This is a genomic window from Staphylococcus succinus (assembly GCF_029024945.1).
GTDB classification, from domain to species: Bacteria; Bacillota; Bacilli; order Staphylococcales; family Staphylococcaceae; genus Staphylococcus; species Staphylococcus succinus.
In genome coordinates this window covers 1-16,591 of sequence record NZ_CP118976.1, presented here as the reverse complement: position 1 = coordinate 16,591, position 16,591 = coordinate 1, and the positions used below count along the sequence as shown (strand labels likewise).

General features: G+C 35.2%; 12 protein-coding genes, 1 riboswitch and 1 other annotated feature. Of the genes, 1 reads left to right on the top strand and 11 read right to left on the bottom strand.

Translation table 11 applies throughout. From position 1 onward, the window contains the following. Positions 1 to 199: 199 nt before the first annotated feature. From metX to hutH, 5 genes are all read right to left on the bottom strand, one after another. Positions 200 to 1,168: a homoserine O-acetyltransferase MetX gene (gene metX, locus PYW31_RS00060; protein WP_046837666.1), complete on the bottom strand. Its 969-nt coding sequence runs from the start codon at positions 1,166 to 1,168 to the stop codon at positions 200 to 202. Between the two features lie 57 nt (positions 1,169 to 1,225). Next, positions 1,226 to 1,326, bottom strand: a riboswitch (SAM riboswitch). Between the two features lie 127 nt (positions 1,327 to 1,453). Continuing rightward, positions 1,454 to 1,783, bottom strand: coding sequence for an AzlD domain-containing protein (locus PYW31_RS00055; protein ID WP_046837667.1), 330 nt, complete (start codon positions 1,781 to 1,783; stop codon positions 1,454 to 1,456). Beyond that, positions 1,780 to 2,475 carry an AzlC family ABC transporter permease gene (locus PYW31_RS00050; RefSeq protein ID WP_046837668.1) on the bottom strand — a complete coding sequence of 232 codons (696 nt, stop codon included), beginning with the start codon at positions 2,473 to 2,475 and terminating at the stop codon, positions 1,780 to 1,782. The genes PYW31_RS00055 and PYW31_RS00050 overlap by 4 nt, the downstream gene beginning before the upstream one ends. Positions 2,476 to 2,826: 351 nt before the next feature. Then, the gene (gene serS, locus PYW31_RS00045) at positions 2,827 to 4,101 is read right to left on the bottom strand and encodes a serine--tRNA ligase (RefSeq protein ID WP_046837669.1); all 1,275 of its coding nucleotides are present in this window, start codon (positions 4,099 to 4,101) and stop codon (positions 2,827 to 2,829) included. Between the two features lie 68 nt (positions 4,102 to 4,169). Continuing rightward, positions 4,170 to 4,359 (bottom strand) — a binding site (T-box leader). 68 nt (positions 4,360 to 4,427) lie between these two features. Further along, a complete protein-coding gene (hutH, locus tag PYW31_RS00040) occupies positions 4,428 to 5,936 on the bottom strand; it encodes a histidine ammonia-lyase (protein WP_046837670.1) in 1,509 nt (502 codons plus the stop codon). A 534-nt stretch (positions 5,937 to 6,470) separates the two neighbouring features. Here hutH and PYW31_RS00035 point away from each other — a divergent pair. Next, on the top strand, positions 6,471 to 7,283 hold the full coding sequence (locus tag PYW31_RS00035) for an NAD(P)H-hydrate dehydratase (protein ID WP_046837671.1): 813 nt from the start codon (positions 6,471 to 6,473) through the stop codon (positions 7,281 to 7,283). A 71-nt stretch (positions 7,284 to 7,354) separates the two neighbouring features. Here the strand turns inward: PYW31_RS00035 and gyrA are convergent, their stop codons facing one another. The 6 genes from gyrA to dnaA form a co-directional block, all read right to left on the bottom strand. Further along, positions 7,355 to 10,030, bottom strand: coding sequence for a DNA gyrase subunit A (gene gyrA / locus PYW31_RS00030; protein ID WP_063410218.1), 2,676 nt, complete (start codon positions 10,028 to 10,030; stop codon positions 7,355 to 7,357). Positions 10,031 to 10,065: 35 nt separating this feature from the next. Then, entirely contained in the window at positions 10,066 to 11,997 is a 1,932-nt protein-coding gene (gene gyrB / locus PYW31_RS00025; protein WP_177165123.1) for a DNA topoisomerase (ATP-hydrolyzing) subunit B, read from the bottom strand. Positions 11,998 to 12,009: 12 nt separating this feature from the next. Next, a complete protein-coding gene (gene recF / locus PYW31_RS00020) occupies positions 12,010 to 13,125 on the bottom strand; it encodes a DNA replication/repair protein RecF (protein WP_046837922.1) in 1,116 nt (371 codons plus the stop codon). Beyond that, entirely contained in the window at positions 13,122 to 13,355 is a 234-nt protein-coding gene (gene yaaA, locus PYW31_RS00015; protein WP_176721603.1) for a S4 domain-containing protein YaaA, read from the bottom strand. Before yaaA ends, recF begins: the two co-directional genes overlap by 4 nt. Positions 13,356 to 13,857: 502 nt before the next feature. Beyond that, on the bottom strand, positions 13,858 to 14,991 hold the full coding sequence (dnaN, locus tag PYW31_RS00010) for a DNA polymerase III subunit beta (protein ID WP_082104729.1): 1,134 nt from the start codon (positions 14,989 to 14,991) through the stop codon (positions 13,858 to 13,860). Positions 14,992 to 15,232: 241 nt separating this feature from the next. Continuing rightward, positions 15,233 to 16,591: a chromosomal replication initiator protein DnaA gene (gene dnaA / locus PYW31_RS00005; protein ID WP_046837919.1), complete on the bottom strand. Its 1,359-nt coding sequence runs from the start codon at positions 16,589 to 16,591 to the stop codon at positions 15,233 to 15,235.

The window sequence follows — 16,591 nt, the reverse complement described above, 5'->3', positions numbered from 1 at the left end:
TTTTAACCTCTTTAAAACTTTTTCACAATTTTGTCGCCCATATTAATTAAAGATTAAAATAAATTGTATTAGTCTGTAGTTGCTTATGGTTCATTCACATAAAAATAGGACGACAAGTAAGAACCATGCATGAAATATGCCTAGTATAGTTACTACTTCTCGTCCTATAAGTCATTTTATTTAGCTCACTCAGGCCATATCATTTTCTTTTAAATTGAGAAACTTTTAAGAAATGATATAAATTAGGTGCCCAGTCATTAAAATTAAGTAAGAAACCATCATGCCCCACATTATCTGGCACAAAAAAGTGTTTATGATATTTAAAGCGCTCCCCTACTGCACGTACAAGGTCATCTGGATAAAGCAAGTCATCTGTAAATCCCATAGTCATTACTTTCGTATCTAATTGCCTAAACACGGCGTCCACGTCATCACGCCCTCTATCTACGTCATGACTGTCCAAGACATCCAGTAGTGTTAAATAGCAAGCTGCATCAAAGTAATTTTTGAATTTATCGCCTTGGTGTTTTTGATAAGCCACGACTTGGTCTGGTGTAAAACGCTTATCATAACTTTTAGATGAACGATACGTTAAGAACCCCAGCTGTCTTGCAATACTCATGCCTTCCTTGCGATCCAAATGGATAGACTGTCTCGCAATTTGATTAAAGGCACGGCTATACGAGGAAGTTCTATCTGTAGCTGCAAGAATCACAGCCTTTTCAACAACAAATTTACGGTTGTACAATAATTCCACTGCTTGCATGCCGCCTAAAGACCCACCGATAAGAATATTAATTTTTTGATGTCCTAATGTTTCAATACCCAATTCTATGGCGCGTACAATATCACGTAACGTAAGATGTTGTGGAAAATCTTCATCAGTTAGCGCTGAACTTGAACCATACGGGCTACCTATTACATTAAATGTTAAAAATTGATAATCATGTATTGGCATATAACCACCGTCAATAATTTCTCTCCACCAACCGGGATTTTCACTTGTTCCATAAGTTAAATGGTTTCCTGTTAACGCATGGCATACTACGACAAGCGGTTGTCCTGTTAATCCAACATGCTCATATCGTAACTTTAGGTTAGAGATTGTCTCACCTGACTCTGTTGTAAATGGCCCTAATTCTAATGTATCAACCGTATAATCCGTCATGATTTACCCCCCACTTAATAAAAAACTCCTCACTCATTATAAGTAAGAAGTTAATAATACTTATCATTCGAGTCTCTCGTTGGTTTTAGCACCGTACTTAAACTAGCCGGTTGCTGAAGCTTCACGGGGCCAAATCCCTCAGCTTCTCGAAATAAGATTTGATTTTAATTGTATATGTCTCAGTGTACTAAATGTCATTGCCTAATAAACATACGTGAAATAAATTTCATAATTTTCTAATTATTGTCATTCTAACGGATATTACGACTTACATCAATGAAATAATTAAAAGAACCATCGTATAATTGCTGTAATAACAATTCCACTAATGATCGTAATCGTTAGACTTCTGGTGTATAGTGCAATCAAAATGGTTGGGATCATCGTGACTAAGAATGGCACGTTCAAATTATAACCCATGCTACCTTCATGTTGTTCTATTGCTCCATCAATAACCAACGCTGTAAATAATGTTATAGGAATAAAAGATAGCCATTTTACTGTCTTTTCAGATAAACGTATCTTGGATATCATAACGAATGGTATTACACGTGTAAGCCATGTCACAATACCACACAATAAGATAATCATTAGCATATGTATTGTAGTTGTCATCGATCCATCACCACCCCTAAAGTAGCCGTTAGTGTAGCTGCAAGAATAATTGCTATGTATGACGGCATTATCAAACTAAATAAAAGCATCATAATAATGACGCACACGATTAATACAAGATAAGTCTTAATGTGTGAGCGTTGAATAGTTTCAAACTGGGAAATTGCTAAAAAGATAAACATAGCAGTAATTGCGAAATCGAGACCTAATGCATCTGGGTTATGTATGTATTTACCAAAAACTGCGCCCGCAATCGAAGCAAGCGTCCAAAATAAGTATGCAGTAATATTTAATCCATGTAGCCAGCGGTCATTAATTTTTTCCCCTTTTAGATGTGGCGTAATCGCGACACCAAACGTTTCATCTGTAATTAACGTCCCAAGACCTAGCCGGTTAAATAATCCATAGTTTTTATAACTTGGTGCAAGCGTCATACTCAGTAAAAACATTCTAGAATTAACAATAAAAGTAGTTAAAATAATCGCCGAAATAGGTGTTCCTGATATGACTAACGCACAAATAATAAACTGCGCTGCACCAGCATAAATGACAAGACTGAGCAAAACGATTTCCAACAAACTAAAACCTGAGGCTATTGCCACAATACCAAATGACAATCCCACCCCTGCATACCCTAACAACGTAGGTATGCATTCTTTAACACCTTGTCTAAACGTTACATGTGCCTCCACAGTCTCACTCCTTTATACTAACTAAAATAATAGCTGTATTTTAATATAAAGTATAAACATCATTCAACGTCTTTACACATCCGTTTGTGTGACAGAAGACAAACGGATGTGTAAAGACGTTGATTTAACAACCTAATTATAGTTTCAGAATTTTCTTTAAATCTTTAGACATCCCTCTCGTTTTCTCTAGCACTTCATCTATTTCTCTTCTGATTCGCCGCTTTGTTTTTAATATTTTTATAATTTTTTCTTTATTTACACCTCCCCTACCCTACCTTATAAAACAAAAAACCACATGACAAAGTTTGTTGTCATGCGATTCTTAGTGTTACTTTATTATATTTATTGAACTTATTGAATAACTGTTTTACCACCCATAAATGGAACCAATACTTCTGGAATTGTTACTGATCCATCTTCATTTTGATAATTTTCAACTATAGCGGCAAATGTACGTCCAACTGCTAAACCACTACCATTAAGTGTGTGGACTAACTCTGGTTTTGAATTTTTATCACGTTTGAAACGAATATTAGCTCGACGCGCTTGGAAATCAGTAATATTTGAACAAGAACTTATTTCTTTGTAATCATTATAGCTCGGTAACCAAACTTCTAAATCATAAGTTTTACTTGCGCCAAATCCAATATCTCCTGTGCATAAGTTTACACGACGATAAGGTAAACCAAGTTCTTCTAATATTGCTTCTGCATGTCCCGTCATTTCTTCAAGTGCTTGCCAAGAGTCTTCAGGTTTTTCTACGCGCACCATTTCTACTTTATCGAATTGGTGTAAACGAATAAGGCCTCTTGTATCACGTCCAGCAGAACCCGCTTCACTGCGATAACATGCTGATTGTGCTGTAAATTTAGCTGGTAGCACGTCTGGATCAATAATTTCATTACGATAGTAGTTCGTAAGTGGTACTTCAGCTGTTGGAATTGTATATAAGCCTTCCTTTTCAACTTTAAATAAATCTTCTTCAAATTTAGGCAATTGACCTGTACCGTACATTGAATCTGCATTTACTAATTGTGGCACCATCATTTCAGTATAACCATGTTGTGTTGTATGTTTTGTAATCATGTAATTCATTAACGCTCTTTCTAATTGTGCACCTTCACCTGTTAAGAATACGAATCGCGCACCTGAAACCTTAGCAGCACGTTCAAAATCGACCATTTTTAACGCTTCTACTAAATCCCAATGTGCTTGGGCTTCAAAGTCAAATGATCTTGGCGTGCCCCAACGCTTAACTTCTACATTATCATCTTCTGTAGCACCTTCTGGCACTTCATCTTGAATGATATTTGGAATACGAGATAATTTGTCATTAAGCTCTTGATCAACTTGGTTTAAAGTATCATCTAATGCTTTAATTTCATCACCAAGATTACGCATTGCTGTAATTGCATCATCGGCATCTTCTTTATTACGTTTCTTTTGAGCAATTTCTCCACTTACTTTATTACGCTCTGCTTTCATTTCTTCTGCTTTACTAATTAACTGACGACGTTGCTCATCTAATTCCAATACATCATCTACAACTTTTACATCCATACCACGTTTTTTGACTTTTTCTTTAATGAAATCTGGTTCATTACGGAAAACTTTTATATCTAACATGTTATTTCCATCCTTTCATTTTTTAAATTATTGGATAAAAACGCATAGAAAAGACCACGTCCCCCTTTACAAGGGACGTGGTCTACGCGTTGCCACCCTATTTAACAGTCAAATCAGACTGCTCTCTCACTAAAATAACGGCTAAAACCGATTGTTCTCTATAAAGTAGGTAGATTCATATTAATGCCGATTACTTGTTCTCACTAACCACAAGCTCTCTGAAATCAAGCAATTAATATTACTTATCCTACGAACAATGACTTATTTACTTGCTTTAAATATAGCAAATAACATCACTATTTTCAAGAGAGATACTATTGTCCTAATTATATTTCATCACTATATGCCATATCTTGTAAATATTGTGATACTGCTTCAATATCTTTATGGAATTGTCTATCTTCAGTAATTGAAGGGACAAGTTGACGTAAGGATTGATATTTTTCATATGTCTTAGGTGATAGTTTATCAATGTCTTTATATTCTACCGCTTGTAATGCAATGATTGTTTCTATTGCTAAAACTCGGCGTGCATTTTCAATCATTTGATAGCCATGGCGTGCACCAATAGTCCCCATAGAAACATGATCTTCTTGATTTGCTGAAGATGGAATAGAATCCACACTCGCTGGATGGGCAAGTGTTTTATTCTCTGATACTAAACTTGCTGCTGCATATTGCATTATCATTGCACCACTTTGTAAACCTGGTTGTGGGCTTAAGAAGGCAGGTAGCCCATTATTCAACTGAGGATTCACAAGGCGTTCTAGACGACGTTCTGAAACATTTGCAAGCTCACTCACACCAAGTTTCAAGAAGTCTAAGGCAAAGGCAATAGGTTGGCCATGGAAGTTACCGCCAGAAATTACAAGTTTCTCATCACCTTCATCAAATATTAAAGGATTATCATTAGCTGCATTCATTTCGCACTCTAACTTTTCTTTAACATAATTGAAGACTTGGAAACTAGCGCCATGTATTTGAGGAATACAACGCAATGTATAAGCATCTTGTACGCGTACTTCTCCTTGTTTCGTCGTTAACTCAGATCCTTCCAACCAATCCAACATACGTGCTGCAACATCTATTTGTTCTTGGAAATTACGTACTTTATGTACATTTTCATTATAAGCATCTGTAATACCATTTAAAGCTTGGTGTGTAAGTGCAGAAATCCATTCAGCTTGATAGCCTAAATTCTCTGCTTCAATATAGTTTATAACACCTTGTGCAGTCATTGCTTGTGTACCGTTAATTAATGCCAAACCTTCTTTAGCTTGTAGTTCTAATGCTTTATGATTTAATTTTTTTAAGACATATCTACTGTCTACCTCTTCGCCTTGGTAAAATACATTACCCTCACCGATTAAAGCTAATGCTAAGTGTGAAAGTGGCGCTAAATCACCAGAAGCACCGAGTGAACCTTGTTGCGGAACAACTGGTATGATACGTTGGTTGATGAAGTAAACTAATTGATCTACTAAATCTACAGTGGCGCCAGAGTGGCCTTTTAATAATGTATTCAATCTTAATATCATCATCACTAATGAAACTTCTTCTGAAAATGGTTTACCTATACCACACGCATGTGAGCGAATTAAATTAACTTGTAACTGATTATATTCGCCTTCATCTATACGGACATCACTAAATAATCCAAATCCCGTAGTAATACCATAAATAGTTTCTTTATTTTTAATAATATTTTCGACTATTGCTCGACTCTTCTTCACACGTTCATAAGCATCTTCTGTAATCGCTACGCTGTCTTCTTCATATAAAAATCTCTTTATATCATTAATTGTTAATATGTCTCCATTAAGTTGTAATGTCATATACCCATCTCCTTGTTTGTTTTATAATTTCTCTTCAATTAATCCGAGTATACGCTTACAAATTTAATAGAACAATAGCATAACGCACATCCGTAACATGGTATTAAATTACTGTTTTAATGGGATAAAGGAGTCTTTACTTAAATTTTTATAACTATAAATAATGTCTTCATCTCTTTAACTATTGACTAAAGTGCAAAGCAGGTATAATATACTCTATTGTATTTGAAAAACTAATAAAAAATATGACATTTAAAGAGGTCGGGATAAAAGTATTTATGTTTTAAACAAAATTGGTCGACACACAAATTATTTCTTAAATTTGAATGAGTCGGGTAAATTTTGTGACAACGTACTTCGGATGCCGCAAATCGGTCTGCCATTGTATAAAATACATTTGTCTCAACCTCTTAAGTAATTCCTTTATGATATTAAAGTGATTTACTTCTATTTTTTTCAAGCAATCATAAATCATATTATAAAAATTATAAGCACACACATAGAAGATTATTAGCTTTAAAAGGAGGTTTCAAATTGGAAATTTTGTCATCAGTCAGCATTCCAAAACGTAAAGATGAAACGCACAAAGGTGATTATGGTAAGATTCTTTTAATTGGAGGCAATGTCAATTTAGGGGGCGCAATCATGCTTGCTGCACGTGCATGTGTATATAGTGGTAGTGGATTAATCACAGTAGCAACACATCCAACTAATCACGCTGCACTTCACTCGCGTTGTCCTGAAGCGATGGTTATTGATATTAATGATACAAAAATGTTAACTAAAATGATTGAAAATACAGATTGTATCCTTATCGGACCTGGATTAGGTTGTGATTTTAAAGGTAATAATGCAATTACTTTCTTACTACAAAATATCCAACCTCACCAAACGCTTATTGTAGATGGAGATGCAATAACCATTTTCAGCAAATTGAAACCTGCCATACCAACATGTAAAGTGATTTTCACACCACATCAAAAAGAGTGGGAACGTTTAAGTAATATTCCAATAGAAGAACAAACTGATGAGCGTAATCGTGAAGCAGCTGACCGTATTGGTGCCACAATTGTATTAAAAAAACATGGCACAGAAATTTATTTCAAAGATAATGAGTATAAATTACCTATTGGTACGCCTGCAATGGCTACAGGTGGAATGGGCGATACTTTAGCTGGCATGATTACAAGCTTTGTAGGTCAGTTTAATGACATGCAAGAAGCTGTAACGAGCGCAGTTTATGCACATAGTTTCATCGGCGAGAAATTAGCAGAAACAATGTATGTTGTGCCACCATCAAGACTTATTAGCGAAATTCCACACATTATGAAAACATTAGAGGATTAATCATCCACCTTAAAAAAGACCCACCTCTTAAGAGGTGGGTCTTAATTTATGCCTATTTTTGTAATAACACTTTATTCTTCATCGTCTGCATGATCAATATCTTCATTCACACGATCCATAAAGTCTTGTCTTACCTCTTGACGACCATCTTCATCAGCGTCGTCTTCAGTGTGTATAGCATTGCCTGGAACATCATCTTCAATAACTGTTTCATTTACCGACTCTTCTTGAGTAAGTTGTTCCGTTTGTGCTATTTCTAGCGCTTCGTTATCAGTTTCTAAATCTTCGGCTTCTTCAGCTGCCTTATCTTCCTCACTAACTTTCGCTACAGTTGAAACAAATTGATCATCACTAAGTTTAATCAATCTTACACCTTGTGCAGCACGTCCATTTTGAGAAATGTCTTGGATATCAATACGGATGATAACACCTGAATTGGTCACAACCATTAAATCTTCTTGACCATTCACTGATGTAATACATACGATGTTACCATTACGCTCTGTGATTGTAGCCGTCTTAATACCTTTACCGCCACGGTTAGATAATCTATAGTCATTAACTGGTGTACGTTTACCGTAACCATTTTCTGTCACAACTAAAATCTCATCGTCACTATCAGATTGCGTAACATCTAGTCCTACAACTTTATCGCCATCTCTAAGTGTAATACCTTTTACACCTGCTGCGGTACGACCAAGTGGACGTAATGAATCTTCTGGGAAACGTATAAGTGATGCATGTGACGTACCAATCAGAATATCATGCTGACCATCTGTTAATCGAACTGCTATCAATTCATCGTCATTTTTAAAGCTAATCGCTATCTTACCGTTTCTATTAATATGTGCAAAGTTACTTAACGCTGAACGTTTCACTCTACCTTTAAGAGTCGCAAATATTAAGTAGTCTTCTTCGCTTTCTAAATCTTTCACGGCAATCATTGTGCTAATCACTTCATCGCTATCCAATTCAATCGCATTTACAACTGGGATACCTTTAGACTGACGTGAGAGTTCTGGCACTTCGTAACCTTTAAGTTTGTATACACGGCCTTTATTCGTAAAGAATAAAACATTATCATGGGTACTTAATGTTACAAGTTGACTGACAAAGTCTTCTTCTAACGTATTCATACCTTGTACGCCACGCCCACCACGATGTTGTGCTCTATATGTTGAAACTGGTAAACGTTTAATATAATTGTTGTGACTTAATGTAATTACAATTTGTTCTTCAGGAATTAAGTCCTCATCTTCAATATTATCTAAACCACCGAGTTGAATTTCAGTCAGACGATCATCACCAAAACGCTCACGAACATCCATAAGTTCATCACGCACAATTTGTAATAACTTTTCCTCGTCTGCAAGAATAGCTTCTAACTCTTTAATATATTCAATTAAATTATTATATTCTTCTTCAATCTTGCCTCGTTCTAGACCAGTTAAACGTCTTAAACGCATATCCAGAATAGCTTGTGCTTGACGTTCAGACAATTTGAAGTCTTCTTGTAAGCTTGCCATCGCAACTTTATCTGTATCTGAGTCACGAATCACTCTTATAATTTCGTCGATATTATCTAATGCAATTCTTAATCCTTCTAAGATATGCGCACGATCTTGTGCTTTTTTTAGATTGTATATCGTACGTCTTCTAACAACAATCTTTTGATGTTCTAAGTATTCAACCAAAGCTTCTTTTAGATTTATAAGTTTCGGTCTACCTTTAACTAAGGCAATCATATTAACACCGAATGAAGTTTGTAATGGCGTTTGTTTATATAAGTTATTTAGTACGACACTCGCATTCGCATCTTTACGTATATCGATAACGACACGTACGCCGGTACGTAAACTTGTTTCATCACGTAAATCAGTGATACCTTCTATCTTTTTATCACGTGCCAATTCTGCAATTTTTTCAATCATACGTGCTTTATTGACTTGATATGGAATTTCAGTAACTATGATACGTTGACGACCACCGCCACGTTCTTCGATTTCTGCACGCGCACGCATTTGAACTGATCCACGACCAGTTTCATATGCACGACGGATACCACTCTTGCCTAAGATCAAGCCCGCCGTTGGAAAGTCAGGACCTTGAATATCTTCCATTAATTCTGCAATTGTAATATCTGGATTATGACTTAAACTCAACACACCATTGATAACTTCAGTTAAGTTATGTGGTGGAATATTAGTAGCCATACCAACCGCAATACCTGATGCCCCGTTCACAAGTAAGTTAGGGAATCTTGATGGTAAGACTGACGGCTCTCTTTCATTACCATCATAGTTATCAATAAAGTCAATCGTATCTTTATTAAGATCTTTAAGCATTTCTAGCGTTATTTTAGTCATACGTGCTTCTGTATAACGCATGGCAGCCGCACCATCACCATCCATTGAACCGAAGTTTCCTTGTCCATCTATTAAAGGATATCGATAGCTGAAGTCTTGTGCCATTCTTACCATTGCTTCATAAATAGATGAGTCACCATGGGGATGGTATTTACCCATTACATCCCCAACAATACGTGCTGATTTCTTATATGGTTTATCAGGTGTCATACCTTGTTCGTTTACTCCGTATAAAATACGTCGATGTACTGGTTTCAAACCATCTCTAACATCTGGTAAAGCACGTGAGACGATAACACTCATCGCATAATCTAAGAACGATTCGCGCATCTCACTCGTTATATTCCGTTCATTAATTCTTGATTCAGGTAATTCAGCCATCAAGATATCCTCCTTCAAAAATTCAGTTCATTGTTTTAGAAATCTAAGTTAGCATAGACTGCGTTTTCCTCAATAAACTGTCTACGATTCTCAACAACATCTCCCATTAACATTTCAAATGTTTGGTCAGCTTCTATAGCATCTTCTAGTGATACTTGTAACATTGCACGGTTTTCAGGATTCATTGTTGTTTCCCATAATTGATCCGCATTCATTTCACCAAGACCTTTATAACGAGAGAGCGACCACTTAGGACTAGGGTCTAACTCTGCTTTAAGTTTCTCTAATTCACGCTCATTGAACACATAGTATTTTTGTTTACCTTGTGTCAATTTAAACAATGGTGGTTGTGCAATATAAACATAGCCTGCTTCTAATAAAGGTCTCATAAAACGATAGAAGAATGTTAGCAGTAATGTTCTAATATGGGCACCATCAACGTCGGCATCCGTCATAATAATAATTTTATGATAACGTGCCTTACTTAAATCAAATTCTCCTCCGATACCTGTACCGAATGCAGTAATCATTGAGCGAATTTCATTGTTATTTAAGATTCTGTCTAAACGTGCTTTTTCAACATTTAAAATCTTACCACGTAATGGTAAAATCGCCTGTGTTTCTGAGTCACGGCCTGATTTTGTAGACCCCCCGGCAGAGTCACCCTCGACGATAAAGATCTCACTACGTGAAGGATCTTTACTAGAACAATCGGCAAGTTTACCTGGTAAACTTGAAATTTCTAAGGCTGATTTACGACGTGTAACTTCACGCGCTTTTTTCGCAGCAATACGCGCACGTGATGCCATAATACCTTTTTCAACGACAATACGACCCACTTGTGGATTCTCATATAAAAAGCGTTCAAAAAGCTCAGAGAATAATTTATCTACAACTTGACGTACTTCTGAGTTGCCTAATTTCGTCTTAGTTTGTCCTTCAAATTGAGGATCACCATGTTTGATAGACACAATTGCAGTCAAACCTTCGCGCGTATCTTCACCTGAAAGTCGCTCTTTATCTTCTTTGATAATTTTACTATTAAGTCCATAGCTATTTAATACACGAGATAACGAACGTTTAAAGCCTTCTTCATGTGTACCACCCTCATACGTGTGGATATTATTCGCATAGGTTAATAAATTGGTTGCATAACCTTTGTTGTATTGCAATGCAATTTCAACTTCTACATCATCTTTTGATTCATGAACATAAATCGGTTCATCGTGAAGTGGTTCTTTGTTTTCATTTAACATTTCAACGTAAGATTTAATACCACCTTCATAGTGATATGAATCTTCCCTTACTTCTTCTTCACGTTCATCTCTTAACGTAATCGTGATACCTTTATTTAAAAAGGCAAGCTCTCTAATACGTTGTTGTAATGTTTCATAGTTGTATGTTGTTGTTTCTGTGAAGATTTCAGGGTCAGCTTTAAAGCGAATCTCAGTACCAGTGTTTTCGTCTGTTTCGCCAATGACTTTCAAGTCAAATTGCGGCGCACCTTTTTTATATGCTTGGTGATAGATTTTTTCATCTTTGTGTACGTATACTTCAAGATCTTCAGATAATGCATTAACTACAGATGATCCAACACCATGTAAACCACCGGAAACTTTATATCCGCCACCGCCGAATTTACCACCAGCATGGAGTACAGTTAAAATAACCTCAACAGCTGGACGCCCCATTTTTTCTTGTATGCCTACAGGGATACCACGACCGTTATCTGTAACTTTAATCCAATTATCTTTTTCAATAATCACTTCTATTTTGTCAGCATATCCAGCGAGTGCTTCATCAATACTATTATCGACAATTTCCCAAACTAAGTGATGTAAACCTCTTTCTGCAGTTGAACCTATATACATACCTGGTCTTTTACGCACCGCTTCTAGACCTTCTAATACCTGAATCTGTCCAGCACCATAATCTTCCGTGTTATTCACATCTGACAATGCTTCCACCTTCACTTTCCGTTACTTTATAATTTCGCCTTTGTTAATGCGATAAAGTTTAGCATTCTTCATAATTTCATGATCTATTCCGTCTACCGATGTTGTAGTGACAAAAGTCTGCACTTTATGTTGAATTGTGCTTAATAAATGAGATTGACGCGAATCATCTAATTCACTCAATACATCATCTAGCAGTAATATTGGGTACTCCCCTACTTCGACATTCATCAACTCTATTTCCGCGAGTTTAATCGATAAAGCCGTTGTACGTTGTTGGCCTTGTGAGCCATACGTTTGGGCATCCATACCATTTACATCGAAACCTAAATCATCTCTATGGGGACCGTACAAACAAATCCCCCTATCTTTTTCACGTTCCATATTGTCGTTAAGCAATGTTAAGACTTCCTCTAAGCGTTCTGTCTCATTCTTTTCTTCCTTAGAGCGTTTAATGCTTGGTAAATACTTTAATGACAATACTTCTCGCTCATCTGTGATACCTGAGTGAATAGGTTTAGCTAGTGATTCAAGTTCTTTAATAAAATGTTCACGTCTTAACGTAACTTTGAGCGCATACTCTGCAAATTGTTGATTTAAGACTTCCAGCATTGTACTGTCTGTCTTTTGACCATATTGCAATTGCTTCAAATAATTATTTTTTTGTTTTAAAATGCGTTGGTATTGTGACAAATCATTTAAGTAAACTGCAGAAATTTGTCCAAGTTCCATATCTATAAATCGACGTCTAATGTGTGGCGAGCCTTTGACAATATTTAAATCCTCAGGCGCAAACAATACGACATTCAAGTGACCGATATATTGTGTCAGTCTACTTTGTTCTAAGTGATTGATTTTTACTTGCTTGCCTTTTTTGGTTACATACATCGTTAGAGGCATCTCACCATATCTATAACTAAGTTCACCCTCTATTTTAGCATATTCACTATCGAAACGTATAAGTTCCTTGTCATTCGATGTTCTGTGGCTTTTAGCCAATGCTAAAGTATAAATAGATTCAAGGAGATTCGTCTTCCCTTGGGCATTTTCACCAATCAATATATTTACCTCTGGATGACAATTTAAGGTAATTGATTCATAGTTACGATAGTTTTCTAGCTGGAGTGTCTTTAATTTCATTCTTCACCTTGATGTAAAATCAAAAATGAACCGACTTCTAGTATTTCAATACGATCTTGATGGTTTAATTTTTTACCACGACGTGTTTCGCGTTCGTCGTTAATCATGACTTCGAAGTCTTGTAAGAACCATTTTGCTTGTCCACCAGATTCGATAATACCTTCTGTCTTAAGAAATTGTCCTAGTGTGATGTCTCCATCAACAATTACTTCTTCAACCAAATCAATCACTCCATTTCTTTATAAACTCATTAATATATTATACCTTTTTTAGCAGAAAATTTCATGTAAAATACAGTTAGAAAGCGATTTCTTTCTACTTATTTTGATTTATTTTCAATAATTATTTTCAAACGTGTCTTTAGTGACTGTTTTACTAATAATATTATATCAAACATTTATTCCTAAATTAGAATTTTATTTAAATATTTATTATTTCTAACGTGTTAACTTATCAATTCTTTTGAATTTGAAAGCCATTTTAAGATGTTTTAAAGCACATATAACTATTTTGTGGTGTTTTACCTATATTTTAAACTGTCGTATCAAGAATAGCCTCTGAGTAGCCTTAAAATTGATATGAGGTGATTTATATAACTTTTACATTTAGAAGTGATTTCTTTAAGGTTTTATTTCTATACACGTTTATAAACAATCAATTACTTTTTAAAATTTTTTCACATAAAAAAAAGCCCAGACAAAATACATTGTCTAGGCCCAAATCATCAATGGCTTAGTATGTTCTAATTGGTAAAATTAATTGTGTCACTGAATCATCGTCTTTAGGTTTTAAAATAAATGGTTTCATTGTGCCAAAGAACTCAATCTCAACTTCATCGTTATCGATTGCTTTCAATGCGTCCATCATATATTTTGAGTTGAAAGAAATTTTTAAGTTTCCGCCTTCAACATTACTTGCTCTAACTTCCTCATTTACAGTACCGATTTCTGGAGACGTCGAAGATAATTCTACTAATTCATTACCAGTACTTAGTTTAATAACGTTATTGCCACCTTCACGTGCTAATAATGATGCACGATCAATTGCGTGATAGAATTCTCCGTTATCTATACCTAATTTAAATTCATAATTCTCTGGGAACAAACGTGAAGTATCAGGATAATGTCCTTCTAATAAACGTGAGATAAAGTTTACGTTACCAACTTTAAATAAAACTTGATTAGATGCAAAGAAAATATCAATATCTTCTTCACTATCGCTCATGATTTTGTTTAATTCTGATAATGCTTTACCTGGAATGATGACATTTTTATTCTCAGAATTATCTTCTAGAGCTACTTTTCTTACAGCCAAGCGATGCGAATCTGTGGCAGTGCATATTAATTCATTATCTTGTATAAGCCAGTTGACACCTGTGAGTACTGGGCGTGTTTCTGAGGTGGACACTGCGAAATTCGTTTGTGCTATCACGTTTTTAAGTACTTTTACAGATAATTGAATTGCATCATCACGAGAAACTTGTGGCAATAATGGATATTGATCAGGATCTAATCCACTTAAATTAAATTCAGAATGACCTGAAGTTATTAAAGTTTGAAATTGCTCATTTGTAGAAAGTTTAACTTCTTTACCTGGTAACTTTTTAATAATATCTACGAAAAAACGACCAGGGAGTACAACTGAACCTGTTTCTGCAACTGCAATAATCTCTTCACCATCAACTTGTTTAGGTATTGTTATTTCTATTGAGATTTCTGAGTCTGATCCAGTAAGTATTACTTCGCTATCTTTAACATCAATTTTTATACCTGTTAATATGGGTAATGTTGTTCTTGGTGAGATGGCTTTAAGTGTGTCATTTAATTGATTAATGAAATAATCTCTTCTTATTGTGAATTCCATCATTTTTAAACTCCTTCCAGTCGTTTATATATAAATTATATAGGTTTTAAAATCGTAGTAATAGTAGTAGGGCTTGTGGATTAGGGGATAACTCAAAAAAGCTCAAGCACCACAATATTTAATGGCTGTGTATAACTTGTGTGTAGTGTGTATTACTTTTGCACATTATCCACAATATTGAAAATATCCCTTGTATCATTATATCCTCATTTACTGACGATTAATCTGTTGTAGTACAGAATTTTTATTGATTTCTAATTTCTTTTTCTAGATTTTCAACTTCTTGTTTAAACGTTGGATCATTTTTAATATCTTTTATAATTTTTTCGTGTGCATGAATAACTGTAGTATGGTCACGGCCACCAAACTCTTCACCAATTTTTGGTAAAGAGAAATCAGTAAGTTCACGCGATAGATACATTGCTATTTGTCTTGGATAAGCAATCGATTTTGTGCGTTTTTTAGCAGTAAAATCTTCAATGCGGACACTATAATACTGACCAACAATTTTCTGGATATCTTGAATTGTTATCTTTTTAGACTTAGGTGCTTGAATGATATCTTTGAGCGCAGCCGCCGTCAATTCAGTAGTGATAGGTTGTCCTTGGAGTTTTGAAAATGCTAAAACACGAGTCAATGCGCCTTCAAGTTCACGGATATTTGATTGAATTTGATTGGCGATATAAGTTAACGCTTCAGTTGGAATATTTAAGTTCTCTTCTTCAATCTTCTTCTGTAAAATTGCCATTCTTGTTTCATAATCAGGTGGTGTAATATCAACGATTAGTCCCCATTCAAAGCGAGAACGTAAACGATCTTCTAACTTTGCGATTTCTTTAGGAGGTCTATCACTAGAAATTACAATTTGTTTATTTGCTTGATGCAATTCATTAAAGGTATGGAAGAATTCCTCTTGTGTTTGCTCTTTATTCTGTATGAATTGAATATCATCAATAAGGAGCACATCAATATTACGATACTTCTCTCTGAATTTTTCAGTTTTGTTGTCACGAATTGATTTAATAAATTCGTTCGTGAACTTTTCACTTGATGTATAAATTACTTTTGCATCAGGATTATTTGCTAATACATAGTGACCAATTGCATGCATAAGATGTGTTTTACCTAATCCTACGCCACCATAAATGAATAATGGATTGTATGCTTGTGCAGGTGCTTCCGCTACTGCAAGACTTGCAGCATGAGGAAACCTATTGCCAGGTCCTATGACAAATGTTTCAAAAGTATTATGTGTATTGAATTGTTCGCCACCAATAACAGCTTCATCAACGCCTGGAGTATAAGCTTTTTTAGCTTGATTAGCATTTTGATCTTCTCCAGATGTAACACTTTCTAATTGATCCTCAGAATAGAAAACGGGCATGATTTCATGACCAATTGCCTCGTATAATGCGGTTTGAATAATTTCAACGTAATGCGTTTTTAACCAATTGGCAACAAAAGGATCATCGATAACAATAACTGCCTCATCATTTTGTAATGAATGTAGCGTTGTATCTTTAAGAAAAGTTTGATAGCTAGGATAACTCACTTTTTCTTGAGCCAAGGTAAGGACTTTTTCCCAAATTTCTTGTTCAGACAT